The sequence below is a fragment of the Candidatus Methanoperedens nitratireducens genome, from assembly GCF_900196725.1.
In the GTDB taxonomy this organism is placed as follows: domain Archaea; phylum Halobacteriota; class Methanosarcinia; order Methanosarcinales; family Methanoperedenaceae; genus Methanoperedens; species Methanoperedens nitroreducens_A.
In genome coordinates this window covers 1-24,478 of sequence record NZ_FZMP01000182.1, presented here as the reverse complement: position 1 = coordinate 24,478, position 24,478 = coordinate 1, and the positions used below count along the sequence as shown (strand labels likewise).

Genomic DNA, 24,478 nt, shown 5'->3' with positions numbered 1-24,478 from the left:
AACAGTTATAGTTTGCGTTCCAGGAGCATCAGCGCATTGAAAATATGTACCCGTCGGTCTTGCCCTGAGGCATGTCCCAAAGTCTATATACAAGGAAGTCTCTAATTTAATATGGGAATTGGAGGTATAATTATGGCAAGATATATAATAACATCTAAGTTGACAGATGAAGGTGCAAAGACCCTTAAAAAGAACCCGAACAGGGTTAAGGAAGTTAATGCCGAGCTCAGGGAAATGGGAATAGAAGTACTTGAGCAGTACGTTGTCCTGGGAAATTTTGACTTCATGACAATAGTGGAAGCACGCGATGAGAATACGATTTTCAAAGCTGTTGTCGAATACTTATCCCGCGGCAGCGTCAGGACTGCGACCTACAGAGCTATCCCTGTGAACGAGTTCATCGAAACTCTCAGTCAATAACTGACAAAGCAGAAGCTCAGGCATATTTTAACTGCCTGAAATAAAGGTACTGTATGTTGATTTTAAGTGGGCGATTTAGCCATCACGATCTCAATGATGGAGACATTGGACTCTCCATTTTCTGAGACCATTTTTTCAGTACCTATCTTGATGTTATTAATTATAGTATCCGTTACGAACCTGTTCTTTGAGACTTCTACAGCATCTACAGCTCTTGATATTGCCCTCCCTCTTGCTTTTACGGTAACTTCTTTTGCGCCATTGTTGAATTCCTTGACCACAGCAAGAACATAGTTCATCACTGGTTTGTTCCCGATATACACTACGTTGTTATCTGCCATATTGTTGCCTCCTTTCGATTACCGTATGAAGAATTACAATGATTCTACATATATTTAACTAAAATTTATGTCTATATTAATTTAATAATCATGCTAGCTGCATCGCTTATACGATCAAATATACGATCAAATATACGATCAAATTTGTCCGTTCGTTCTAATGAAGGAAATGCCTCATTCCTGTGAACACGAGTGAAACCCCGAGCCTGTTCGCTGCCGCTATCACTTCTTTATCCCGTATAGAACCGCCTGGGGATACGATGTACCTGATGTAATTCTCTGCCGAGTAAACGATGCTGTCATCAAATGGGAAGAATGCATCACTCGCCAAAACGCATTCGCTCAAAACCTGTTTAATAAATTCATTCTCGCTGACCTCAGGCTTTTCCTGCTCATATAACAGCTTCAGATTCTCTACAGCTTTTGTGGCTGCAAGTTTCCGTATTGCATCAACCCTGTTAGGCTGGCCTGCGCCAATGCTGAGTATCTGGTATAATCCTTTTTCATACTCACGCGCGATGACGACGGCGTTTGATTTTGTATACTTGCATGCGGTCAGGGCGAACTCAGCCAGCCCCCGCTTCTCCTCAGGAAAAGGATGTTCAGTGACAACATTCCATTTCTCGTACAATCCCCTGTTCCTTGACTGCATAAGCATGCCGCCAACGATATAGCGGTACGTATTCTCAAGCTGGACACCGTTGCCCATGGGCAATTCAAGGATGCGCAGGTCTTTACTCTTGTTCTTCAGGAAAAGAAGTGCATCATCATCGTAGCCAGGCGCGATTATCAGTTCAACGAATTTGCCTTTCAGGAATTCAAGCGTCTCAAGGTCCGGTTTCTGCGTCATGCAGATTATACTGCCAAATGATGATACAGGGTCACCGTCCCACGCTTTGGAGAGTGACTCAGCCAGAGTCTTTCCGGTCGCTAATCCGCACGGGTTGCAGTGTTTCACTACTGCTACTGCGATTTTGTCTTTAAATTCAAGCGTCACGTTCAGGGCACTCTCAGCGTCCACGTAATTGTTATAGGACAGGGCCTTCCCGTGAAGCTGTTTTGCATTCGCAATACTGGGTTCCGTAACATCCGGCTCTTTATAGAATTTTGCGCTCTGGTGCCAGTTCTCCCCGTAGCGTAGAGTCCTGCCTTCAACGAACTTCAGGCGCAGGATATCTTCATCTGCCAGCCTCTTGCTCAGGTATTTATCAATAGCGCAATCGTAATCCGCTATTCTCCGGAATGCCTTTACAGCGAGGCGTTCCCTGGTTCCCGGGCTGACCTCGCCGTTCTCAAGCTCATTCAGGACAGCAGGATAATCCTGCGGGTCTGTTACAACAGCGACGTGTCTGTAATTCTTGGCAGCAGCCCTCACAAGAGCTGGTCCGCCGATGTCTATATTTTCGACAGCCACGTCCAAGCTGGCGCTTTCCTGTGCAACTGTTTTCTCAAAAGGATACAGGTTCACGATTACCAGGTCTATAAAACCTATGCCTTCCCTTCTTGCTTCGTCTATATGGACCGGATTGTCCCGCAGTGCAAGTATAGCACCATGTATCTTGGGATGGAGCGTTTTTACTCTTCCATCCATCATCTCTGGGAAACCTGTAATTTCGGATACATCTGTTACTTTTATACCTGCGTTTTTTAAAATTCGCGACGTTCCACCGGTAGAGATTATGTCAAAACCGAGCCTGATAAGCCCATTTGCAAAATCAACTATGCCATTTTTATCAGAAACGCTTATTAAAGCTTTCTTTTGCAGAGCGCATCACCTAACGTGAATGGAAAAAGGAAGTTATAAGCTTTTCTAAGTGTTATGTTGTGCATAGTTATTCCAAAACCTGTATAGATTCTTAATCTCTGAGCAGCCTTATCAAGAAACACATACTGCCATTGTAAAATGTTACAGTATTCTCAGGCAGACCATACTATTATAAGTGTCATTTTTATCCCGGCAGGTTAGTGGAAATTAAGGCTAGCACAGATGTGTTTAGCAACTATATAATCCTGTATCGCTTTTTTCCTGTAATAAACTGTGAACAACTGTGGTAAACTCAAAAAAAGGCTACCCCTTTGTTTCCACTGGAAAAACCATCCTGACAATTACGGAGGTTTTTGGGACAATCCGGGCATCATATCAAGGCTAATCAATTTAAACAATGGAAAAGGGTCATATTTTGAAAATACAAGTAATTAATGAGTCTTCACAGTTTAGAACTGATAATAACCTGTATTTCCAGTGAAAAGCTTAAATAGAATCAATTTCATTTAGTTATCTCGGCGTTCACAAAAATATTTCACCTAAGAAGGAGGCATCGGAGGGGATTCCGAATGCGCCGCTGTTCGCTCCTGTGAGCGGACAGCGTTTCCAATCTTTGAGGCATATGAAAATACGGCTTGAACTCGACGGAAAAAATGCAGGCAGCATAAGTTACAAGGGACCCGATTCAGCCGAACTGGCAGTAACATACCTTAACTCGATAGAAGCTGACGAAGTCCAGGTATACTTACAAAAAGACGATGGAACGAAGGCATTTGCTGAATTCGAGGGAGAGTTCTGGAATATGTCAGCGACAAAGTTCATACTGTCTGCGACTAAAACCAGGCCGGTCGCCCCGGAGCCTTCCGCCTCTTCCGAAACCGGCGAATTCAGCAGCGAGTCGCTCACACTGAAGGAACGGTTAGAGATGTTTTTACGCTTTGAGTATCCCAGGGTATGGTTTACATCACTCGATGTAAAAAGGCAGTATGAGAGCGTTTACGGGAAGATCAGTCTCTCCACAGTATCCACGTACCTGGCAAGGATGTACCGGGATAATATACTTGAGCGAAAAGGGAACCATAATCAGCGGGAGTACAAGTTTAAAGATGAAAGCAATCCGCTCATGAATTTAGAGTATGCTTCAGTAAAATAATGTTCGGGTTGATGAACTGACCCTTTCGGGCTTACAGCACCCTCGCAACACTTATCAAGTATCATCTTCGCTGTAAATTGCGCTTATGCGCTCTCTTTCAAGCACTCCATACGGAAGAGAGACCCGGTTAAACCGTTCTTCCTTAAAGACCTTGAATGGTCAAGAGGCATTTACGCCATGGAAGTCTGATTATTTTACGGTTTTCCTGTTAATCCTCTGCTAGTTCATCGTAGCGTGCACCTTATACATGTGTACAAGGTAAACAATTATGTTGTTTTATCATGATTAATAGTTTTCGATAACATACCTGATAAAACATATGGTAACAATCAACTGATAGTTTCAAGCTTGAACATCACGTTCAAACCCTGAAGCGTCATCTTAACTTTATCGCCAAAGCTCAGGATTTCATCTACCTCCACGTTCTTTCTCCATTCATAAACGTAATCATGCGTCCCCTGGAGAGGCTTAAATCCCAGAGACATAAGGCGCTGGTTGATCTCGGACGGCTTTCCTCCTTCACTGTTAAACCATACTATAAGATAGCTCTTCATAGGTCCACAATATTATAACGTTTTAATGTTTTATTATGTTTGTGGTTAATTATTCCCTGCTTCATGCAGGCCGAGCCTGGTCAGCAGGTTCCGGGCTATATCGAGTGATTCTTCTTTACTCTGCGCTTTGATTATCATCCGTCCGCTTGGATACATTGATATCTCAACGCCGTTATAATTCAAAAGCATGAGATGTTTTGTCGCAATTTTAGCCTGGACTATGCTGCTGGCTTTGATCAGGTCTATTTTAGTATTGGTACTGACTTCAAACGCAGTTCTACCTGAACACAGCCTGACCGAAATTGCCATAAACCTTTGAGATGCAATGGATATATATAAGCCTGTGTACACACTCATTGCAAATAATATGTTGAAGAGGAGACTGGTTATATCTTTACTTTTAGTCCCCATTTTAATAACAACCGCTACAGCAGCCAACAGCACCTTACTGAACGGGACTCATATCTATCTTGCAACAGGTGATTCTTACGGGCTGTACCAGGGGTATATCCTGAACCTGAAGAGCGTCAGCAGCGATGGTTCGGTCTGGCTGCAGTTAACTCAGAAGGAGCAAACGGTAAAAAGCGATGTTGTGCGCAGCTATCACTATTTTATATATAATAAAACTAATAAAACAATATTATCCGTCAAAGTAGATAATATATACTCAGGCTCGTCTGAGCAAAGCCTTGTTTCGCTTTATTTATATCAGTACATTGACCCCGATATGCCTGTGCCGGTCCGGACCGAAATAGTGCCTGTGCAAACAAGAAATCCCGATAATAACATCTCGTTCCCCAGGATACACACACCGCAGGAGCCAGTCATCTGGGCGCTGGGAGTTTTGTTAGTCCTGGCCCTTTTCTATATCGTGCGAAAATTATGGTGATCTATGAGAGTGTTAAAAAAGGAACTCAGGTTTAATGAAGGTGAGATATCACTTGTTACCGAATCCCTGGACGACCTGTGGCATCTGAAGTATATAATCGAGCCCGGAGACATCGTATATGCTTTCACCAAAAGGAGAATAGAAGGCGCCACCGATAAACTACGGCCTGAAAAAGCAGATAAAAAAACCGTCCGCCTTGGAATAAAAGTAGAGAAAGTCGAATTCCACAGGTTCGCAAACCGCCTGCGCATACATGGCATAATAACTGACGGCATTGATGCCGGGGCATATCATACACTGAATATCGAAGAGGGAACGAATCTTTCAATTGTCAAGAATTGGAAAAACGACCAGTTCGAACGAATAGAAGAAGCGGTAATAGCCTCAAAGCGCCCGAGAGTGATAATAGCCACAATAGAGGAAGGAGAAGCGTGCATAGGTGTGGTAAGGCAGTTCGGGATAGAGGAGACCTCATGCCTCCGGCAGTCTCTCGGGAAGGGTGAGGGCAACAGAAGAAATGAGTTCTTCGGAGAGCTTGCATCCCAGTTGAAATGGGCTTCCGAGAAAGTCGAGGCTGTAATCCTCGCAGGTCCCGGTTTCACAAAAGAGGATTTCCTCGACTTCCTGAAGGCAAGGGATGCAGAGCTTGCAAAGAAAATAGTCCTTGAAGATACTTCCTCCATCGGGGTTTCAGGCTTCCAGGAAGTCCTGCGGCGCGGCGCCGTAGACAGGATAATGCAGGAATCCAGGATAGGAAGGGAGTCAAATCTCATCGAAGAGCTGATGAAAGAGATCTCAACAAACGGCAAAGCTGCCTACGGCATGGCTGATGTCAAAAATGCGCAGGGCTTCGGAGCCATCGATATCCTGCTGATAACGGATGAGCTGCTGCGTACCTCGCGGGAAAGCAACTCCATCGATTATTTCCTGAAAAAGGTCGAGCAGTCGCAGGGGAAGATAGTGGTATTCAGCACCGAGTTCGAACCCGGAAAGAAACTTGAATCCCTGGGCGGGATAGCTGCGCTTCTTCGCTTTAAGGTGGCGCCGTGAGTTTTAAGATGGCTGCGTCTGATGTCAGGTACCTGCTTGACCGCGGCTATCCGCAAAAGGGGTGGTGGGATTTGTTTGTGCTCATTACAGGCTTGATAAAGAATCAAGATATCTTCTTTCAAGGACTGTTCTTTCGCATGAGGTTTCCGAGAAAAGGAGAGCAAAATTCCTGGCGTGTGATAAGATTGAAGGGAACAGTATTATAATCGATGGGTATAACATAATCATCGGGCTGGAAAGTATCCTCGATAAAAAGGCTTATATATGCGATGACGGTGTGATAAGAGATATTAAAGGTGTTTCCAGGAATTATAAGGTTTCTGAGAACACTGAAACTGCAATTGAGTTGATACTACAGTTCTTAAAAGAAAATAACCCTTCATATGTTTGCTTTCTCCTGGATTCACAGATTAGCGAAAGCGGTCTGCTTGCCGGGACTTTGCGGGGAAAAATCAGCGATTTCGGGTTAAAAGGGGATGCAAGGACGTCAAAGCATGTGGATTATGATTTGAAAAGTTCCAAATACATTGTTGCATCAAGTGATGGTGTGATTATTGATGAGGCTGAGAATGTGGTGAACTTCCTCTCATGCATAGTGTCCAGATTCAGGCATCTGGAGGCAGGAATTATAAAGGAGATATAAAATGTTTAAAATATCCCGTCAAGCTGCACATAAGGAGATAAACAAACTAATTGAACTAAGCCTGATAGAGTTAAAAGGCTCAGGTAAAGCGATATATTATGTTCTCAAATAGATTGACGCAAAGGTTGACGCAAAGGTTGACGCAAGATTTTATATGAAAAAATAGGCATAGCAGTAACAGACCCCACTGACTGGACTGGCATAGCCCTCTACAACGCGGTCAGGGATTACGGCATGCAGCCCGTACAATTCAACTTCAGCAGCGCAACCTCGGATATCCCGTCGGGTAAAATGTACGCCGGCAAGATCGACCTTACAGAGCTTGATGCCATCGTTGTCCGCGACCTTGGACCTGCAGCACAGAATGATGCAGCGCTCAGGTTCGATATCCTCTGCCAGCTCAAAGAGCTTGGGGTCAGGATCATCAACCCGCCCGAAGCAATAGCGCGGGCTGCGAACAAGCATGTTTCAAGTTATCTTTTCCAGAGAAATGGCATCGCCACGCCTGAGACTGTAGTGACCAGCGAACTTGATGAGGCTGTGGAAGCACTCTCTTCTTTCGGGCGCGCTGTGGTGAAGCCTGTGTTCGGGTATAAAGGGATTGGGGTGGAATGTGTAAAGAACAACGCCAGTGGAAACAGGAAACTTAAAGAACTGCTGGAAAAGAACGGCATAATATACTTGCAGGAATTCATACCCAATCCCGGCAGGGATATCAGGGTGTTTGTCGTAAATAAAAAGGTCGTGGGGTCGATATACAGGATCGCTCCTGCGGGTGGATGGATAAATAACCTCAGCCAGGGAGGCTGCGCGAAATCCTGCGTGTTGACCGATGAACAGAAAAGGCTGGGTCTTAAGGCTGCGCAGGTTATCGGCACGGTCTATGCAGGCGTGGATATTATCGAAGGTGATAAGGATTATGTTATTGAGATTAATGGAACGCCATCAGGTAAAGGGATTTTTGAGGCATGCGGTGTTGATGTGACACTGGAAATCGTGCAATATCTATTATCTTAAAATTCTTGAAAAAAAAATCAGTTATGAGATCCTTTGCTTTGAAAGATTTATGCTGTTATGCCAGATCTTAAGCAAGTTAAAGGCATTCAATAGGATATATCTGTCATATCTGCCATTAGGAACTATCACTCAAAAACTTATTATTTAATTTATGAAACAGGAAATATCAAGCGTTGACGTTGCCGCGATCGTCAGGGAACTAAAGCCGCGTCTTCTCGATGCCAAAATAACAAAGATATATCAGCACTCACCTGAGGAGATCAGGATAGGGCTCCATATCTTCAAAGAAGGCAGGACAAACCTTATTATCGAGGCTGGACGGCGATTTCACCTTACAAAACACCCCGAGACTGCGCCGAAATTCCCGCAGTCATTTCCCATGCTGCTTCGGAAGCACCTGAGCGGCGGCAGGATAGTTGATATCCTGCAGTACGATTTTGACCGCATAATCGAACTTCACATCCAGCGCGGCGAAGACAAGACCATCCTTCTCATAGAACTGTTCTCAAAAGGCAACATCATTTTGCTGAACTCTGAGAAAAAGATAATCCTGCCGTTAAAGTCCATCAGTTTCAGGGACAGGAGAGTAGTACGGGGTGAGGTTTACGAGCTTCCGCAGGCGCAACTCAGCCCTGTTACCGCCTCGCCTGATGATCTAAAAGAGATGTTCTCGCATTCCGATTCGGATATCGTCCGTACCATGGCTACACGCATGAATATGGGAGGGCAGTATGCCGAGGAGATATGCCTCCGCGCGGGTGTCGAAAAAAACATCCCTGCTGCACAGTTAAGCGATGTGAATGCCCTCTGGAACGCCATACAGGACGTTTTCAAGCCCTTAAGTTCCGAACTGAAACCGAATATTGTGTTTAAAGATAGAAAAGGGATAGACGTTCTTCCTTTCGATCTGTCCCAGTACGAAAAGAACGAGAAAAAGTATTTCGCCACGTTCAATGATGCGCTGGATGAGTATTTCAGCAAGGGGATAGCTGAGAAGAAAGGCGAGGAAGGAAAAGGGACAGTGAAAGAAGAAAATGAGCCGAAGAAGCCCGGATTGTACGAGTACCGCCTGCAAAAACAGACGCTTGCGCTCCAAAAATTTAAACAGGAAGAGGAAAAGCTCGCACACAAAGGCGAGTTGATCTATGCGTATTACCAGATGTGCGAAGGGATTTTGAAAGCGATCAGGGATGCCAGGGATAAAGGATACTCATGGGATGATATAAGGAGCATCTTAACAAATTCCGATAAGCCTGAAGCAAGGGCGATCAAATCCATTAACCAGGACAAGGGGATGATTACGGTAAACCTCGGTGGCGATGAGGTAGAACTGGACATTAAACTTACGGTTCACCAGAATTCCCAGGTCTATTATGATAAAGCTAAAAAATTATCCGCAAAGATAAAAGGAGCACTTACTGCTATCGAGGAAACAAAGAAATTATCCGGTAAAGAGGAAGCTCCTGAAATAAAAAGAAAGCTCCCGAAACCAAAACAAAAATGGTATGAGCAGTTCAGGTGGTTCATATCCACAGACGGCTTCCTTGTTATCGGAGGAAGGGATGCCCAGAGCAACGAGGATATCGTGAAAAAATATCTTGAGAAGAGGGACATCTTTTTCCACGCCCATGTATCCGGTTCTCCTGCAGTCGTGGTAAAAACGGAGGGTAAAGAAGTTCCGGAGACTACGCTCCTTGAGGCTGCCCGGTTCACGGTCTCCTATTCAGGCATCTGGAAATCAGGACAGGTAAGCGGGGACTGCTACCGGGTGCGTCCCGAGCAGGTCTCAAAAACCCCTGAACCGGGTGAGTACGTAGCTAAAGGAGCTTTTGTGATACGGGGACAGCGCAACTATTACAAGGATGTTATGCTTGGCGCGGCGCTCGGCATCGAGCTTGGCGAGGAGAAAAGGCTGATAGGCGGACCGCCCGGCGCCGTGAAGAAAAGGGCGCAGTTCATTATCGAGATCGAGCCCGGGGAATTTAACCAGAACGACCTGTCAAAGAAAATATACAGGATGCTGAACGAGAAGTTCGAGGATAAAAAACTCATCAAGGCGATCGCATCGCCAGACAGGATTGCGGTGTTCCTGCCTCCGGGCGGGTCGAAAATCAAAGAATATTCTTAAAACTAAAATTATATTATGATTAGTATGTTTACTGCTTTTAATAAAAAATCTTAACAGAAAAATATATATATATTTTAAAGGTAAAATCAGTAATTAATACCTTAATTTTATAATAAAGGTAGATAATAAAACGAAAAAAATGAGGAGATTAGATGAAACTGGTACCGAAGGCGTTTTTGCCTATAATAGCCATAACTCTGGTCATATCCATAGTTATTGGATTGACCATTTCTTCGCAGATCAAAGATAATACACTGCAAAGAGCCCAGATAGTTACTGCCGAATACATAAGCGAAAAAGCAAAAGAACAACTGGTCGCAGAGAATTTTCAGGATGCTAATTTTTCGAACCAGTTCAAGACTTTTGATGATTTTCTAAAACAAATACAGACAAAAGAAATCATCAAAATAAAAGTGTTCAACGCGAACCATGATATTATCTATTCAACTACAAAAGAGAACATAGGTGAGAAGACAAACAGCCAGAACTACGAAAAAGCAATAGGCGGCGATGTGGCTGCCTTCATCAAGGACCCTATCGTGGAGAGGGAGAATATCGAATTAAAAGGATACAGGCAGGTAATGGAGATATACGTCCCGATAGTTTACAATGGGAAAGTGGAAGGTGTCATCGAGACCTACTATAAGATGGATTTTATCAATGAGAATATCGCTGAAGTCACTTCAAAGGTCTTAACGATCATTGGTGCTTTTTCCATACTTGTTTTGATCGCTGTGTATTTAGTGCTCACATACGTTGTAATCAAGCCGGTCAACGCACTGAAAGATGCCGCTGATAAGATAACCGATGGAGAACTGGATACAAAACTCCCGGAGGCAAAGTCGGATGATGAGGTGAGCTGCCTTATAGCATCAATAGAGATGCTGGTAGCAAGTTATAAGGCAAAAATGAAGAGCGGGTCTGCCGACACTCAGGAGGGACCAACATGAGCAAATTGCAGAAATGTCAGGAATTAATGCTTAAGCTGTTTGGACCTGCTACAGCTAACCTGGTTGCAAAGACTATGACAGAAGAGGATTGCGTCCAGAAATGCAAGCAGAAAGTAAATGCACTGCTTGGATCTGAGAAAGCTAAGGAATTCGATAATGTAACTTGATCTCTGATAATATTGATTTCTTTTTTTAATCACTCTTTTTTAAATATGCCTTCAACTTAAATTAAGTTCTTTTCCATGGAAATTTGAGACTGTATATATGGCTTCCCCTCCACATCATACTCGTCGAATATCTCCCCAACCAGTTCCTCCAGGATATCCTCGGTAGAGACCAATCCTGTGACCTTCATATCGTTATCCACTACCATTGCTAAGTTCATTTTTTTCTGCTGAAGCTCTTTCAGGAGCGAGGGGATGCCTCTTCCCGCTTTCACGACCAGGATGGGTCTTAAAATCTGGTATACTTTCGTCCTTTCAAGCTCATAGTCCCTGAACTTAAGGAGATCTTTTGCATAGATCATTCCAACAAAATTGTCAAAATTCTCCTTATACACCGGTATTCGCGAATGCCCAGATTCATTAATTAATGCAAGCGCAGTATCAAGCGTCTTGGACTCTTCTATGGCTACGATACTCTTCCTCGGTGTCATAACCCCGTGAGCTTTTCCATCAGTAAACTCAAAGACTTTATGTATCATCTCCCTTTCATGTTTTTCAATGGTTCCTTCTTTCTCCCCGACCTTAGCCATTATTTTAATCATCTCCTCCGTGACGAACGGATGTTTTACCCGTTCCTTCCCTCCAAAGAGTACTATCAGGATATTTACAACATTTGTTAAAAACCAGACAATAGGTCTTAGAATTCCTATTATCATTGTTATGGGGTTCGCAATACGCAATGCTATATATTCAGCGTTCCTTGATGCAAGGGTTTTCGGGAAGACCTCGCCAAAAACGAGGATGAACAGCGTCATCGCGCCTGTTGCTATCGCAAGCCCTGTCCCGGAACCGCCGAAGAAACGTAATGCTGCATCCGTTGCCAGTACGGATGCGGTAATATTAACTATGTTATTGCCGATCAGGATGGCTGCAAGGAACAGCTCCGGGTACTCAAGTAGTTTTATCAGTATTTTTGCTTTTTTGTTTCCTGTTTCTGCCAGGTGCCTTGCCCGTATTTTACTGACTGAAAGAAGGGCTGTCTCCGAAAGAGAAAAAAAAGCCGAAAATACAATCAGTACGGATATTATTATTATTTCAATTGTAATCCATGAATCCATTGGATGTTAGATCAATCTCTATAATATCGGGAGTGCTTAAAAATTTTACTGCAAACGTAAATATAAACGTAGCATTAATCAGTGTACATGCTTTTGCTCGCAGAATTTGAATTTAATCTTGGCGGCAGTGCCGGGATAATATACGAATCACTGCTCCCAGAACTGGAAGAGGATTACCAGCGCACAAAAGCCGAGCTTATATTAAAGGATGACTTGATTATTTTAAACGTAGAAGCGGACGATATCGTATCAATGAGGGCTGCCCTTAATGGATGGCTCAGGTTGATCAGGACATCCTGCGAGATGAGTTCAATTGCTTCGAATGCACAGGATGCGAACTACTCCGGGTATTATGCTTGAGCTTCCCGCTTCATCATACTTGCAGGAACTGACGTTAAACTGGCAAACCCATACTCATCAAGGATTGGCTCAACTGAAATAGTTTCATCTGCTCTCAAAAGTTTTATAAACTCCTAGTTAATTTAAAGAGTCTATGAAGGTGGCGAAAAAAGGTGGAAGAGCAAAGAGCTCAAAAATGGTGACCGTCCTGTGCTCCATCTGCGGCATGGACATGGACTGCCCTGAATCGATGCTGAGCGCAGAGCGGCATTTTTGCGAAAGGTGTACCGACCTCCTGGCTGAGGGATATAAGCCTGAGGAACTGAAGATGGACAAAAAGAGCCTGGCAAAGTATTTCAGGCGCTGTGACGACATTGCAGAGGAGCTTTTAGATCTCACATTCTATGGCTTCTGGAAAAAGATGAAGGACAAGGAGATTTCTAAAGAAGAACTGGCGCGGGAGTTCTACATCCACGGCGCAAGCTCGATGCTGGGGTTTTTGATAAGTACGGGGATGCCGCCGCCGTTCCTGGACGATCTGGAGGAGGCGATAAGAGAGGGGAAGAGAGGGATGGTGAAGTGAGAATGGGATCAAATGGACTATAGTAGATGGCAATTTCAGTAGCTAACGCTTTTTACATCTCCATTAACAAAATAATGGAGAACTTGTACAGGCAAATACATAATTCGTTTGCGGTAGATGATATGGGGAGCGTATTTATTGCATCGGATCATGCGATGTACCGCTTTGATGCAGGGGAAGATGGGAAGCCAATCATTAGCTGGCGCGAACCCTATGACCGGGGCACCCGGATCAAGCCTACCAACAAATCGATCATTGTTGAGAACAACTACGGATACAGTGGACAGCAGGCTACCATGCAGGGTAATGCGACTGAGCCCGGTATGACGCGCATAGACCTCAACCCAGACGGTAGCTGTGACACAGTATGGAACAGTTCGGAACGGGTGCCCAATGTTGTCTCAAAGATGTCGCTTGCGAACGGGCTGGTCTACACATACACCAAAGGCCCGGGGCCCAATACTACCGATGCCTGGTATTTCACCGCCATTGACTTCGAGACTGGCCAGACTGTGTATAAGCGCTTGACCGGCACTGGAGTATACTACGATAGTTTCTACGCCGGGGTCTATCTCGGCCCAGATGGGACAGCGTACGTTGGCGTGCTTGGAGGTCTTGTCGCCATTCGAGACCAGAAGTGAACCGTAGCTGAGTATTCACTCCAACCGGTTTGTTATAGAGAAGGCAAATAGATATCGGATGATGATCGTCAGTTGCCACGTATCTCCAGGGTGCGTGGCAACTGACGATGTCATTTTGACTGATATTTTGGGCAGGTCCGACCCAATACCTATAAATTGATGCTGGGCAATAGTAGACCAGATTTACAGGTGAATAGAATGAGTCAAGAATTACCCCCTCAGATAAAAAACCAGCTTGCACAGTTGCAGCAAATACAGCAGCAGGCGCAGGCTATTGCAGTTCAGAAAAACCAGGTTGAAATAAATTTAAAAGAGACCGAACTTGCACTTGAAGAACTTGAGAAATTAGAACCCGAAGCCGTAATATACAGGGCTATCGGGGATCTGTTGATTAAATCTGAGCGCGACAAGACAAAGGAATCTCTCAAGGAGAAAAAAGATACACTTGACCTGAGATTACAGACCCTTGCACGCCAGGAAGAGCGCGTCCAGAAGAGATTCCAGCAGTTACAGGAGCAGCTTAAGCAGGCTATCGGTACTCCGTCTGCACAGTGACCATGGAGTTAGACGAGTCGGAATTCTATAATCAGCTGCTGGATTATCATAACATCCTCTACCTGTGCCACCGGAATGCCGACCCGGACGCCCTGGGAAGCGCATTTGCCCTGAAAGAGGCGATCGGCGGCATCGTAGGCGTCATAGACGGATGCGACAGGGTGGCATCCCAGATCGCAAAACAGTTGAATATTGAATTTGTAATAGATCCTGCAGATAATTTTGACCTCGTGGTCGTAGTAGATACTTCCACGCTTACCCAGCTAAACGCATTCCAGTTAAAGAATTATGCCGTGATCGATCACCATGCCACCACATCGTTGAACGAGAACGCTGCGTTTTACCTGCATCAGAACCGGAGTTCAACCGCCGAGATAGTCCTCCGGGTTTTAAACTCAATGGGCGCTCCGATAAAAAGGCGCGCTGCATTCGCCCTTATTGCAGGCATAATCACGGATACAGGCAACTTCAAGCATGCATCATCCGATTCTTTCAAGGCAGTCGCTGAACTGATTGATTTAAGCGGCATCGAATACGGGGAAGTGATGGATGTGATTTCCTCTATTCCCCAGGATGTTTCCATGCGGATAGCTTTCTTAAAAGCCGCCCAGCGCGCCTCAATCGAAAAGGTGGACGAATGGATCATAGTTACGTCCCAGGTAAGCTCTTTTTCAGGCTCTGCCGCCTCCAACCTGGTGTCGCTGGGAGCAGATGTTGCTTTTGTGGCTTCAAAGGACGACGATATCGTTAAGGTGAGCGCCCGCGCCAGGAAATGTATCATAAACGCAGGTGTGAACCTTGCACGGCTAATGGAAGAGATCAGCGTGAAATTCAAAGGCACCGGCGGGGGGCATGAGGGTGCAGCAGGCATGGACGCATACGGGGATGCTGAGAGCATACTGGCAAGCTGTGCCGGGCATGTCAAAACATCCCTTATGAAATCCAGGCAGGCTTAGTTAAATCTTATCCCTTGTGCTTAAAAGCTGGTTTATCGCAGCCACAAGCGCTTCCACGGATGCCATGACAATATCCTCATTCGTGCGCGCGCGGATACAGCCCTGCCCTTTTCATCCTCAACTCCTATGAGAACCTCTGCAAGAGCATCCGACCCGCCTGATATTGCCTCAATCCTGAAATCGCGCAGTTTTACCTTATAGTCATCGAGTATGCATGTTACGGTCTGGAGTGCGGCATCCACAGGCCCGACGCCAACATTTGCACAGATGCGCTCTTTACCGTTCACTATTGCTTTTACTGTCGCGGTAGGGGTGATGATATTGCCTGTCATAACAGACACTTCTTTGAGCACAATAGCCTGTTCGCCTTTTGTTGCCGTGCCTATTATTGATTCAGCAATGGCATAGAGATCAGCGTCCGTAACGCGTTTGCCCTTGTCGCCTATATCTTTTACCCGCTTCATTATCTCGTTTAACTGTGCGTCTGTCGGGTGCAGGCCCGCACATTCAAGTGACTGTTTCACTGCATGTTTGCCTGCATGTTTTCCAAGTACAATGCGCCTTCTGTGCCCCACCATCTCCGGCGTCATGACGCCGGGTTCGAAGGTATCGGACCTCACAAGTACACCATGAGTATGTATTCCGGATTCATGTGCAAATGCGTTCTCGCCCACGATCGGCATGGTCGGAGGCATGCGTACCTCGGTCAGTCTTTCAACCAGATGCGAAGTCTCTACGATATACCGGGTATTTACGTTGGTCTTTGCGCCGTACAGCGAGTGCAGCCCCATAACGGTTTCTGCAAGATCGGCGTTCCCGGCGCGTTCACCGAGACCGTTTATCGTGACCTGTACCTGGCTTGCCCCGGCCTCGACCGCAGCAAGACTGTTCGCCACAGCCAGCCCGAAATCGTTGTGGCAGTGCACATCGATGGGTATTTTGACGTTCGATGCGATTTCACTGATAAGTTTACAGGTAGCCGAAGGTACGCCCACGCCAACCGTGTCCGGTACATTGATAATATCGCAATGAGCTGCCTCGACGCCTTTATAAATATTTATGAGGTAATCCACATCCGTCCTCGTGGCGTCCATGGCTGAGAACATGCATTTCGCGCCGTGGTCTTTTATATACTCCACGGCGTCTATAGCCATCTTATAGACCTCTTCCCTGCTCTTCTTGATGGTGCTTATACGCTGGACATCCGATGTGGAGACGAACGTATGTACCATATCCACGCCGCAATCAAGGCAGGTATCTATATCGGATTTGATGACCCTTGCCAGTCCGCATACCTGTAAATTGAGACCTGCGTCCACTATTCTCTTCACCGACGCCGCTTCCCCGTCAGAAGACATGGGGAACCCGGCCTCGATGATATCCACACCCAGTTTATCAAGTTGCTGTGCGATGAGAAGCTTTTCATCAGATGTAAGCGACACACCCGGGGTCTGTTCCCCGTCGCGGAGCGTGGTATCAAAAATGCTTATATGTTTGTTCCGAAGCGATTCAATCACGTAAAAGACGATCCCTTTCTGTTGTCATAGTTATCGCATCTGAATACCGTGCTATGGTATAAAGCCTTTTCTTGTGTCCTCTTCAACTATCTCATCCATCTCAACGTCCTCCCACTTCCTCTCCCCCAGAACTATTTCGAACTCCTGCGGCGTAAGAACCGGCGCGTGGAACCTCTCAGCATCATCTATTGTAATCCTCGGACATGCTGTATTCACATATGCATCACCCTTGAACGCCAGCAGTTGCTCCGGAGTAACCAGGTCCATCATCATGATGAAACCCTCTTTCCCGTGCTTTTTTGCGTTTTCTTTCAGTTTCCATGCGAGCTCCGTCCTGTCCTGCCCGCTTTTCGTGGAGACGATTATACCGAAAACTTTCGCGTCCATTGCCCTTGCTATATATCCGCTGCGCTTTCGCAGGAATTTCTCAGGAGCAACTTCAACCGCCTGGTTCAGGTAAGGGTCAGCCGCTATCACCCTTTTTCCAGTGGCGATCGCAACCCCGAGCGGGTGGAAGAAGCCGCTGCCGATATAGAGGTACTCCTCGCAATCAACCCGCGCAGCCGTAAAATTACATCCGAGAACCTGACCGGGGTAAACCACTCTTAAATCTCCCTTTCCGATGACGCAGTCCTTTCCGTGTTCTTTGAGGAACATGCACGTCTCACCTAATTTATGGACATGCTGGATAGTGGTCACAAGACCGATATTACCGGTTTTTAAGAGAGGGAGAGCAGCCTTAACAGCAGGTATTACATCGATGTTCGAGCGCGCCTCGATAAAAACCACGTTCTCATGTCTTCCCATTCCTGCATGCCCGAAATGGAACAGCATATCGACCCTGCCTGCGAGAATCGTATCAATATCACATGCTCCGAAGCAGGGATTGCCTGAGATAATGACGTTTGCTCCCGTCTCTTCTTCGATAGCCCTGGCAATGTCAATCGCCTGTCTTTTCAAGCCTTCGGGGAACTGCAGCCCAACTTTTTTACAGTTCTTATCCTTTATGATTTCAGATATATATTCCAGATTAAGCTCGAATCTTTCCATTGTGATATCCTTGCCAGAAGTATATAATTTAGTAGAACTACTTTTTATATTTACTCTGCTCATCTATTCTCTTCTATTGTACTTTATCAAACCTTTGTAAGATAAAGGCAACACAACCGAGAGTAACCATAGCGGCGATAATTAGAGCTATGATTTTAGCTGTTATCGATAACCCGTGATAAGCTTCAAGAGTCCTCGTAACAATATTATTCGTATCTACATGGGATGATACTGTGTTTACAGGCTGGATTACCGTATATCGTGGAGCCCCGAAACCTGTTGCGCTATAATATATATATCCCGATGCATTTGAATTTATATAAAAATCCTTAAACAAAGTCCCATTATTCCAGTATATTTTTACTGAATAATTCATATCAGCCTGTCTGTCACCAAGTGTATATCGGACTTCATTTGAAACATTTGTAGATGATTCTTTGAATAGAATCTTATGATCACCTGTAGTATTCCATAAGGCTATGTTAACCGCAACATGACCTGACAACGGAAGAATAGTTGCATTGATTCTCGGATGACCTGTCGGCGTTTTGCTGTATAAGACTGTTCCATCAGGAGATATTGTATTGATTATGCTCTTTCCGGCTTTATCAGCATAAATTCCTTTATAATCAAATGATATGGTCTGCGCTTCATGGATTGTAACCACCCTTAAATTGCCTTTTGACTCTATATATCGGCTCAGGCTGGCAAGATCGCTTTTAGTCCATTCCATAGCCATAGGATCACTATCAACTATTTTATGAAGGACCAGTATCATCCAGGAATTATTATTAACCGCAGAATCAACCCACCCTTCTGCCTCAGATAAAGTTGTAGTATTATGAATAATCTCGGCATAAAGCGGGAATTCATTGTAAGGCGGAGTTACCGGACCATCTGTTACTATTCTGTCAGAGTCATAATAGCTCATTACGTATGCTTCTGTGAGATAATTATAGGCTCCTCCGGGTGAAATAAAATTATAAACATTTAAACCTTTATTTTCAAGAACATTTTTTGAACCGCCCAGTTCAGATTCCAGCTGGGATTTATTGAGGCTCGGCATATCTGCATGGGATCTGGTATGGCTCGCTATTTCCCAACCATAAGTATTCTGGAGTTCCCGGATTTGTGTCCAGTTCATATAAGCAGGGCCAACATTCGCAACATCCGTGATAATTGCACTTACTGCCGGGAACATGGAATCATTTAAGACCGGGCTTGCATTCACAAATACGCTTTTCCATCCATCATCAAAAACGAACGTAACTAAGGGAATGTGTGAATTGTCCGAAGCTGTGGTAAAGCTAAGGAGAGGAGAACTATCTTTGTAGCTATTATCAATATAATTTGAAGCGTACACTCTGTAATAATAGGTTGTGTTCGGAGTTAGCGATTTTAACAGGTTATATGAAGAATTCGATAGACTATCGGCATAGCTCCATAAATTAAGGTCGGAACTGTTTGTACCATAATTTACCAGAACATTGGCCGCAGGAGTGTCGGTTAAAGTATTGATCAGTGCACTGGTTTTTCTTACCTTAATTGCTGTAACGTTTACTATAAGCGGTATTTTCGGAGTCTCATCAGTTACAACCAGATATGGTTTATTATAATCCCATTCCTTTGAATAACACTGGATGCCTTCAAACCCGGTTTCGCCAGGCAGCGTCAAAGTGATATTGATCGCATCTCCCCACTTCAGGGAATTTAAGCTATTGTTCGCACCATCCCCTCTTAATACCCAGGTATAGAACCCATTCTGTGCAACAGGGACCGAATCCACAACGGTAGAATCCGTTGATGTTGGTTTTCCTGCTCCGGCATCAGTCCAGTATGTTGAGGGGCTGCTCCTGTTCCATGTGGCAGCGGATTCCTCGAAAGGCTCATTAAGAACATGCAATTCTACCTGAGCTGCCGGGAAATTATCCCACTCCTGGCAATACAGGGTAAGTGTAACTTCTTTAATACTTTCATTACCATTCGGGAGCGTCCAGCTCATGATGGTATTCATTCTTGAGCCGCTGCCGTAAATCCCTAATGTATCGGCGTTGCCATAATTAGTTGTATTTTGTCCTGTGTATACGTAGGCATCTGCATTGTTAACGGCACCTGCATTAATATAAGCGGATGCCGGAGATAAGAACGCTATGCCCAGGAGGATTATTATCCAAATCTTGCTCCGTGTTCCCATGTGTGAACTACTGTCTTTGATCCATGATATATTAATTTTGGTGTCCTGTCTTTTATACATAAATAATCTTATTGTTAAACATTTAAAATATATGATTTTCAAAATAAACATTTGTTTTCGCTTCAAATTTACTTTTTAAAGATTAAACTATTCTAATGATAAAAAAACCATTTATAAACTATTAAAAACTAAAATGAACTATAATAAATCTTAATAAAACTCAAAACTTTCGATGTGTTTATATAGAATTGGTTACGTTGGCATTTAGCTCGATTATGAAAATTACGATATCATCACTCTCTGCGGTCGTACTAGTTCTGTCACTGATACTGGTGATTCCGGCCCATGCCTCAATACTTGATGTGCGGGAGCAATTTAAGGTTCCCGAATTTGATTTATCTATAGCTACTCTTTTAGCTATTGCTACGATTTCCATACTTATTTTCCGCCTTATCAGTTTCGGCTTTCTTTCGTTTATCTACACCTTTTTTTCTTTTATCGGCACATTTGTAAAAAGGAAGGGAAAAATCGACAGGTTCCCTAAGATGTCGATAATCATTCCAGCCTATAACGAAGAGATAACGGTAGCCAGCAGCATAAAATCCATGCTGAATTTAAATTATCCGGACTATGAGGTCATAGTGGTTGACGACGGGTCGTCGGATAATACTTTTAATGAGGCATGGAAATATTCGGAAAAGGGAGTAAAAGTCATACGTCAGAAAAATACGGGAAAGCCCGGTGCCATTAACACAGGCATCAAGAATGCTTCGGGGGAGATAGTGATTACAGTTGATGCCGATTCAAAGTTACATCCCGATGCCCTCACCTGGATAGCCAGACGCTTTTCCGGTAATCCTCGCCTCGGCGCGGTGGCGGGCAATGTAAAGATAGACAAGCCCACCGGCTTATTAAAAACCCTGCAATCGCTTGAGTACACCACGTCCATAAACCTTATAAGAAAGTCCCAGTCTGTGCTGCATTGTGTTATGATAGTGCCTGGCGCCATAGCAGCCCTGAAGACCACGGTCATTCATGAAGTGGGTTACTTCCCGTCGGATACATTTGCCGAGGATTTTGACATTACTATGAAAATCCTGAAAGCAGGTTATCATGTGGAGTACGAATCCCGCGCAATAGCCTTCACACAGGCGCCTGAGAGCATAGAGGATTTCCTGAAACAGAGAAGAAGATGGTATCGGGGCATTCCGCAGGTACTATCAAAGTATCAGGGAATGTATCTTAACCCTAAATATGGTACAGCCGGAATGTTCGGAGTGCCTCTCATGTGGCTGGGGGTAAGCTCGTATTTAATGAACATGTTCTTGCTTTTCATATTGCTTGCTGATACTTTCAGTTATATAGTAAGCTCTTCCAGCTATGATTTGAATTTGCTGACCTGGGGGATGCTGGTATACTGGGCGTTAACTATCGGGATTTCGGCATATGCTGTTCTCTTAGACCCTATGCCGAAAATAAGAGAGATAATTGCAAGTCCCCTGTACCTGTTCTATAACGTCTTTATAGATGGTGTAGGTCTTATGGCATTAATCGAAGAATTACTTAGCGTCGCTATGCGATGGGAAAAACCTAAACGGGAGGAACTAGAATAATGAATTTTGAGATACTTGGGATCGGAATTGCGGTTACATTCGCAATAATAGCACTGTCAGCAATAACACTGTACCTTGCTTTCAGGATAAAAGAGACTTTCCGGGAAGAGAAGGGCCTTAAAATCCAGCTCGCAAAGACTTTTTTCCTTGTGGGAATGCTGTTCCTTGCAGGCGGAATGTTCTATTTCTTTGCCCAGGGTATGTCTTCCGGGAAGATAAATAATACCTCCAGGATGATTGAAAATGTGGCTGTATCAGAGAGTGGTGTTATATCACTTGGATTAGCTTATCCAGAAAATGTCAGGGTTAATGACAATTATAATATTACATTCGCAGTCAAATCGTCGGCTCCTAATACGATTCATAATGCCACAATTAAAATAACAGGGTTACCTCTTTTTGGGACTAAATCTAATTTTGGTATTGAAGTTGATAAACTGATTTTAGGAGACTTACAGCCCGGGGAGACAGATGGGGTTCTGCAGTTAAAGGCACCTTCATACCCTATAGTACTTGTGGGTACTATGTTACTTAGCTCACAGGAGACTGATACTGTAACTCAAAATGTAAGAATCAATACAGTCGACACTATTAAATCGCCCCCAACTTCTATAATAAATGCCACAGCTAATAAGACCCCTCCTCGTTATGAAGGCACGGGCCCTCTTTACGCAACACAAAATGGGCAAGCATCTTCGCAGAATCCTGATCAAACAGCAGCGCCTGAGTCTACAGCGACAGCCAACCAGACTGCAACTCCTGAGCCTACAGCGATAGCTAACCAGACAGCCAATGCCACAGCCAGCCCGACAGTCAATGCCACAGCCAGCCCAACAGCCAGCCCAACAGCCAGCCCGACAGAAAGTCCTACAGCCAGCCCGACAACCTAACCAACAACCTAACCAACAACCTAACCGACAGCTCTGCCATCTGATTCGCCACCTTAATGGACATAGTTTAATTTTTAAAAATCCAATCCTCTTGAACTATTCAATCTATTCAATTTTTTTAGGATATTGTAAAGTCTTCCTTGCCATGATATACGCTTCTTTCTTCTCCGGCTCAATTACTTCAACGATTTCCAGCCCCAGGAAAGACAGCTTCCTCAGGATTGGGTCCCTATCCTTTTTTTTGGCAATTTCACAACCAGCAGAAGCCTGCCGCTGCTTTTTAATGCCCCAAGTACGTTCTCAAGGGCTTTTATCGAAGATAAGGGGCTTACTGTGATATCAATGAGCAGGACATCGAACTTTTCCTTTTCAAATGGCATTGTGAACGCATCCCCGAACCCGACCGTTACATTGGGATGCTCATGAACTATTTTTCCAAGTTCAGAGCGAAATTCCTGGCTGAACTCAATACCGTGAACATGCGAGGCGATCCCGGAAGCGAACAAGAGAAATCCTCCTGCGCTTGAGCCGATATCCAGCACGCTATCCCCATCCTTTATGATGCCGGTCTTTTCCTGTATCTCTTTAAGTTTCCAGTAACCTGCGGGTTTATCCAGTCCTCCCGATACTTCAACATTATCTGAGTACGCAACGTCAAACGAGGGCTTGGTGACTACCCTGCCGTTAACTTTCACATATCCCTCGGTAATTGAGCGTTTTGCGCGCCCCCGGGAGCCCAGATTCCCGATCTCAACAAGATAAGAGTCAAGCCTCATAGATACCTATATACTTAATCATATTATCAAATTTGGATGCAACTGACAGCCAGAATCGATAGAATCTTTTTACCATTTCTATTATTGGAACTTCTGTTGTATTTGGTTCTGTTTTTTTAGTAACTGTTGAAGAAGGTATGGGAGTAATGGTGTTTGTCTTGGTTAATACATTGAAATTATCTGTCAAATTTGTAGTTCGATTGATAGTTGTAACAATATTTCTCAATCCGGCTATTGCGAATTGAGACATATTTGTTGCCTCCGATTCATAATACGTGTAATTGATATCTTTATTTATTATCTTGGTTTTCAATCCGTACCATTTATTGTCTGTATTATTCCATCTAAATAATTTGATATTTTCTACTGATACGTCGTTGTTATTTATCCAGGAATTTTCCACTTTATATCTTATGGCGATTTCCTTTATCTGATGTGCATCTAATGATATATCCAGGTATTGATATACTGCTCCAGGAAACCTTTTTGCAAAAACAGGAATACCTTTAAGCGAATCAATCCTTAATGATACATAATTTTCATTTCCTGTACTTGTGATATCTACTTCATATATAGCAATATCAGGAGTTGTAAATTTGTATGTCGCTGATAAATTTGCAATAAGAGACTTATCTTCAATCTCAAATTTATCTATATTTTCGTTTATCTTCTTTGCTATATCCTCGTCTTCTTCATTATATGTAAGATGAGTGCCGTTTTCAGTTCTAATCCATCTTTCATTTACTCTTTTATCATCAAATATCACTACACCTTTTACTAAACTATAAAATTCCCCTGAGCGAGAGAACGGTCTTAGTATTCGAAATGATATATCATTATATGTTATATTATTATCATAATATTTATTCGACAGAACATACTTAGGATTCCCGCTACCATCTACTGTATAATATTCTTCTATATATACCACATGTCCTAATCTATTTATAGTGATGTTTATAAGTATATCACTAAGCTAAGTCGCATAAATAGAGTTGTATTTTCTTAAGAAATTCCTTGCGGCAGTTGTCATTACATCTATTGAAGCATGGGAACGATCGACACCAACTGCTGAGTTTAATCGTCTGTTTTACCAGGCTTTTCTATAGGGTTTTGAGTTAGGGTCACCTTTTCCGAGAAACTTTATGCGCAATATGTCTTTATGTTCTTTT

At 44.0% G+C, this 24,478-nt stretch carries 26 protein-coding genes; 16 read left to right on the top strand and 10 right to left on the bottom strand.

Annotated elements, in window-relative coordinates:
* Positions 1–132: 132 nt before the first annotated feature.
* A complete protein-coding gene (locus MNV_RS11835; protein ID WP_179293963.1) occupies positions 133–420 on the top strand; it encodes a GYD domain-containing protein in 288 nt (95 codons plus the stop codon).
* A gap of 62 nt (positions 421–482) precedes the next feature.
* Here the strand turns inward: MNV_RS11835 and albA are convergent, their stop codons facing one another.
* Both albA and purH read right to left on the bottom strand, forming a co-directional pair.
* A complete protein-coding gene (gene albA / locus MNV_RS11830; RefSeq protein WP_096206167.1) occupies positions 483–761 on the bottom strand; it encodes a DNA-binding protein Alba in 279 nt (92 codons plus the stop codon).
* A gap of 157 nt (positions 762–918) precedes the next feature.
* The gene (gene purH, locus MNV_RS11825) at positions 919–2,526 is read right to left on the bottom strand and encodes a bifunctional phosphoribosylaminoimidazolecarboxamide formyltransferase/IMP cyclohydrolase (RefSeq protein WP_096206166.1); all 1,608 of its coding nucleotides are present in this window, start codon (positions 2,524–2,526) and stop codon (positions 919–921) included.
* Between the two features lie 622 nt (positions 2,527–3,148).
* Between purH and MNV_RS11820 the strand changes: the two genes are divergently transcribed.
* Entirely contained in the window at positions 3,149–3,679 is a 531-nt protein-coding gene (locus MNV_RS11820; protein WP_096206165.1) for a hypothetical protein, read from the top strand.
* Between the two features lie 329 nt (positions 3,680–4,008).
* Here the strand turns inward: MNV_RS11820 and MNV_RS11815 are convergent, their stop codons facing one another.
* The gene (locus MNV_RS11815; RefSeq protein WP_096206164.1) at positions 4,009–4,233 is read right to left on the bottom strand and encodes a hypothetical protein; all 225 of its coding nucleotides are present in this window, start codon (positions 4,231–4,233) and stop codon (positions 4,009–4,011) included.
* 45 nt (positions 4,234–4,278) lie between these two features.
* Positions 4,279–4,542: a hypothetical protein gene (locus tag MNV_RS11810; RefSeq protein WP_096206163.1), complete on the bottom strand. Its 264-nt coding sequence runs from the start codon at positions 4,540–4,542 to the stop codon at positions 4,279–4,281.
* Between the two features lie 16 nt (positions 4,543–4,558).
* Between MNV_RS11810 and MNV_RS11805 the strand changes: the two genes are divergently transcribed.
* The 7 genes from MNV_RS11805 (at position 4,559) to MNV_RS19710 (ending at position 11,077) form a co-directional block, all read left to right on the top strand.
* The gene (locus MNV_RS11805) at positions 4,559–5,122 is read left to right on the top strand and encodes an S-layer protein domain-containing protein (protein WP_096206162.1); all 564 of its coding nucleotides are present in this window, start codon (positions 4,559–4,561) and stop codon (positions 5,120–5,122) included.
* A 3-nt stretch (positions 5,123–5,125) separates the two neighbouring features.
* Positions 5,126–6,172, top strand: coding sequence for an mRNA surveillance protein pelota (locus MNV_RS11800; RefSeq protein WP_096206161.1), 1,047 nt, complete (start codon positions 5,126–5,128; stop codon positions 6,170–6,172).
* Positions 6,173–6,236: 64 nt separating this feature from the next.
* Complete coding sequence (locus MNV_RS11795; protein ID WP_179293962.1) at positions 6,237–6,815, top strand: DUF434 domain-containing protein; 579 nt, start codon at positions 6,237–6,239, stop codon at positions 6,813–6,815.
* 147 nt (positions 6,816–6,962) lie between these two features.
* Positions 6,963–7,832: an ATP-grasp domain-containing protein gene (locus MNV_RS11790; RefSeq protein WP_257000048.1), complete on the top strand. Its 870-nt coding sequence runs from the start codon at positions 6,963–6,965 to the stop codon at positions 7,830–7,832.
* 151 nt (positions 7,833–7,983) lie between these two features.
* The gene (rqcH, locus tag MNV_RS11785; protein WP_096206158.1) at positions 7,984–9,960 is read left to right on the top strand and encodes a ribosome rescue protein RqcH; all 1,977 of its coding nucleotides are present in this window, start codon (positions 7,984–7,986) and stop codon (positions 9,958–9,960) included.
* A gap of 152 nt (positions 9,961–10,112) precedes the next feature.
* Positions 10,113–10,910: a HAMP domain-containing protein gene (locus MNV_RS11780; protein WP_096206157.1), complete on the top strand. Its 798-nt coding sequence runs from the start codon at positions 10,113–10,115 to the stop codon at positions 10,908–10,910.
* Positions 10,907–11,077, top strand: a complete 171-nt coding sequence (locus MNV_RS19710) for a hypothetical protein (RefSeq protein WP_179293961.1) — start codon at positions 10,907–10,909, stop codon at positions 11,075–11,077. Before MNV_RS11780 ends, MNV_RS19710 begins: the two co-directional genes overlap by 4 nt.
* Positions 11,078–11,133: 56 nt before the next feature.
* Here MNV_RS19710 and MNV_RS11775 read toward each other — a convergent pair whose 3' ends face one another.
* Positions 11,134–12,192: a hemolysin family protein gene (locus MNV_RS11775; protein WP_096206156.1), complete on the bottom strand. Its 1,059-nt coding sequence runs from the start codon at positions 12,190–12,192 to the stop codon at positions 11,134–11,136.
* An 87-nt stretch (positions 12,193–12,279) separates the two neighbouring features.
* Here MNV_RS11775 and MNV_RS11770 point away from each other — a divergent pair, with 87 nt between their 5' ends.
* The 5 genes from MNV_RS11770 to MNV_RS11750 all read left to right on the top strand — a co-directional run bounded on the left by MNV_RS11770 (position 12,280) and on the right by MNV_RS11750 (position 15,266).
* Complete coding sequence (locus MNV_RS11770; RefSeq protein WP_096206155.1) at positions 12,280–12,552, top strand: KEOPS complex subunit Pcc1; 273 nt, start codon at positions 12,280–12,282, stop codon at positions 12,550–12,552.
* A 133-nt stretch (positions 12,553–12,685) separates the two neighbouring features.
* Positions 12,686–13,114: a hypothetical protein gene (locus MNV_RS11765; RefSeq protein ID WP_096206154.1), complete on the top strand. Its 429-nt coding sequence runs from the start codon at positions 12,686–12,688 to the stop codon at positions 13,112–13,114.
* 26 nt (positions 13,115–13,140) lie between these two features.
* Positions 13,141–13,755 carry a hypothetical protein gene (locus MNV_RS11760; RefSeq protein ID WP_096206153.1) on the top strand — a complete coding sequence of 205 codons (615 nt, stop codon included), beginning with the start codon at positions 13,141–13,143 and terminating at the stop codon, positions 13,753–13,755.
* A gap of 198 nt (positions 13,756–13,953) precedes the next feature.
* Positions 13,954–14,310 (top strand): prefoldin subunit beta, encoded by a 357-nt coding sequence (locus tag MNV_RS11755; protein ID WP_096206152.1) that lies wholly within the window; start codon positions 13,954–13,956, stop codon positions 14,308–14,310.
* A gap of 2 nt (positions 14,311–14,312) precedes the next feature.
* The gene (locus MNV_RS11750) at positions 14,313–15,266 is read left to right on the top strand and encodes a DHH family phosphoesterase (RefSeq protein WP_096206151.1); all 954 of its coding nucleotides are present in this window, start codon (positions 14,313–14,315) and stop codon (positions 15,264–15,266) included.
* Between the two features lie 32 nt (positions 15,267–15,298).
* Here the strand turns inward: MNV_RS11750 and MNV_RS11745 are convergent, their stop codons facing one another.
* From MNV_RS11745 to MNV_RS11735, 3 genes are read right to left on the bottom strand one after another with little or no spacing between them, the layout of a single operon-like run.
* The gene (locus tag MNV_RS11745) at positions 15,299–16,783 is read right to left on the bottom strand and encodes a 2-isopropylmalate synthase (RefSeq protein ID WP_306453644.1); all 1,485 of its coding nucleotides are present in this window, start codon (positions 16,781–16,783) and stop codon (positions 15,299–15,301) included.
* 51 nt (positions 16,784–16,834) lie between these two features.
* Positions 16,835–17,896 carry a diphthamide biosynthesis enzyme Dph2 gene (gene dph2, locus MNV_RS11740; RefSeq protein ID WP_257000043.1) on the bottom strand — a complete coding sequence of 354 codons (1,062 nt, stop codon included), beginning with the start codon at positions 17,894–17,896 and terminating at the stop codon, positions 16,835–16,837.
* A 10-nt stretch (positions 17,897–17,906) separates the two neighbouring features.
* Positions 17,907–20,087 (bottom strand): DNRLRE domain-containing protein, encoded by a 2,181-nt coding sequence (locus MNV_RS11735; RefSeq protein WP_218838011.1) that lies wholly within the window; start codon positions 20,085–20,087, stop codon positions 17,907–17,909.
* 215 nt (positions 20,088–20,302) lie between these two features.
* Here MNV_RS11735 and MNV_RS11730 point away from each other — a divergent pair, with 215 nt between their 5' ends.
* Positions 20,303–21,640, top strand: coding sequence for a glycosyltransferase (locus MNV_RS11730; RefSeq protein WP_096206149.1), 1,338 nt, complete (start codon positions 20,303–20,305; stop codon positions 21,638–21,640).
* On the top strand, positions 21,640–22,530 hold the full coding sequence (locus tag MNV_RS19705; protein WP_096206148.1) for a hypothetical protein: 891 nt from the start codon (positions 21,640–21,642) through the stop codon (positions 22,528–22,530). Before MNV_RS11730 ends, MNV_RS19705 begins: the two co-directional genes overlap by 1 nt.
* Positions 22,531–22,745: 215 nt before the next feature.
* Here the strand turns inward: MNV_RS19705 and MNV_RS11720 are convergent, their stop codons facing one another.
* Both MNV_RS11720 and MNV_RS11715 read right to left on the bottom strand, forming a co-directional pair.
* On the bottom strand, positions 22,746–23,306 hold the full coding sequence (locus MNV_RS11720) for a S4 domain-containing protein (RefSeq protein WP_306453643.1): 561 nt from the start codon (positions 23,304–23,306) through the stop codon (positions 22,746–22,748).
* Entirely contained in the window at positions 23,296–24,237 is a 942-nt protein-coding gene (locus MNV_RS11715; RefSeq protein WP_179293959.1) for a PGF-pre-PGF domain-containing protein, read from the bottom strand. Before MNV_RS11715 ends, MNV_RS11720 begins: the two co-directional genes overlap by 11 nt.
* Positions 24,238–24,478: the final 241 nt, after the last annotated feature.

Coding starts and splice junctions, on each gene's coding strand:
- MNV_RS11835 (WP_179293963.1), top strand. CDS start 133: ATGGCAAGATATATAATAACATCTAAGTTGACAGATGAAGGTGCAAAG.
- albA (WP_096206167.1), bottom strand. CDS start 761: ATGGCAGATAACAACGTAGTGTATATCGGGAACAAACCAGTGATGAAC.
- MNV_RS11820 (WP_096206165.1), top strand. CDS start 3,149: ATGAAAATACGGCTTGAACTCGACGGAAAAAATGCAGGCAGCATAAGT.
- MNV_RS11815 (WP_096206164.1), bottom strand. CDS start 4,233: ATGAAGAGCTATCTTATAGTATGGTTTAACAGTGAAGGAGGAAAGCCG.
- MNV_RS11810 (WP_096206163.1), bottom strand. CDS start 4,542: ATGGCAATTTCGGTCAGGCTGTGTTCAGGTAGAACTGCGTTTGAAGTC.
- MNV_RS11805 (WP_096206162.1), top strand. CDS start 4,559: ATGGATATATATAAGCCTGTGTACACACTCATTGCAAATAATATGTTG.
- MNV_RS11800 (WP_096206161.1), top strand. CDS start 5,126: ATGAGAGTGTTAAAAAAGGAACTCAGGTTTAATGAAGGTGAGATATCA.
- rqcH (WP_096206158.1), top strand. CDS start 7,984: ATGAAACAGGAAATATCAAGCGTTGACGTTGCCGCGATCGTCAGGGAA.
- MNV_RS11780 (WP_096206157.1), top strand. CDS start 10,113: ATGAAACTGGTACCGAAGGCGTTTTTGCCTATAATAGCCATAACTCTG.
- MNV_RS19710 (WP_179293961.1), top strand. CDS start 10,907: ATGAGCAAATTGCAGAAATGTCAGGAATTAATGCTTAAGCTGTTTGGA.
- MNV_RS11775 (WP_096206156.1), bottom strand. CDS start 12,192: ATGGATTCATGGATTACAATTGAAATAATAATAATATCCGTACTGATT.
- MNV_RS11770 (WP_096206155.1), top strand. CDS start 12,280: ATGCTTTTGCTCGCAGAATTTGAATTTAATCTTGGCGGCAGTGCCGGG.
- MNV_RS11765 (WP_096206154.1), top strand. CDS start 12,686: ATGAAGGTGGCGAAAAAAGGTGGAAGAGCAAAGAGCTCAAAAATGGTG.
- MNV_RS11760 (WP_096206153.1), top strand. CDS start 13,141: ATGGCAATTTCAGTAGCTAACGCTTTTTACATCTCCATTAACAAAATA.
- MNV_RS11755 (WP_096206152.1), top strand. CDS start 13,954: ATGAGTCAAGAATTACCCCCTCAGATAAAAAACCAGCTTGCACAGTTG.
- MNV_RS11750 (WP_096206151.1), top strand. CDS start 14,313: ATGGAGTTAGACGAGTCGGAATTCTATAATCAGCTGCTGGATTATCAT.
- dph2 (WP_257000043.1), bottom strand. CDS start 17,896: ATGAGCAGAGTAAATATAAAAAGTAGTTCTACTAAATTATATACTTCT.
- MNV_RS11735 (WP_218838011.1), bottom strand. CDS start 20,087: ATGTATAAAAGACAGGACACCAAAATTAATATATCATGGATCAAAGAC.
- MNV_RS11730 (WP_096206149.1), top strand. CDS start 20,303: ATGAAAATTACGATATCATCACTCTCTGCGGTCGTACTAGTTCTGTCA.
- MNV_RS19705 (WP_096206148.1), top strand. CDS start 21,640: ATGAATTTTGAGATACTTGGGATCGGAATTGCGGTTACATTCGCAATA.
- MNV_RS11720 (WP_306453643.1), bottom strand. CDS start 23,306: ATGAGGCTTGACTCTTATCTTGTTGAGATCGGGAATCTGGGCTCCCGG.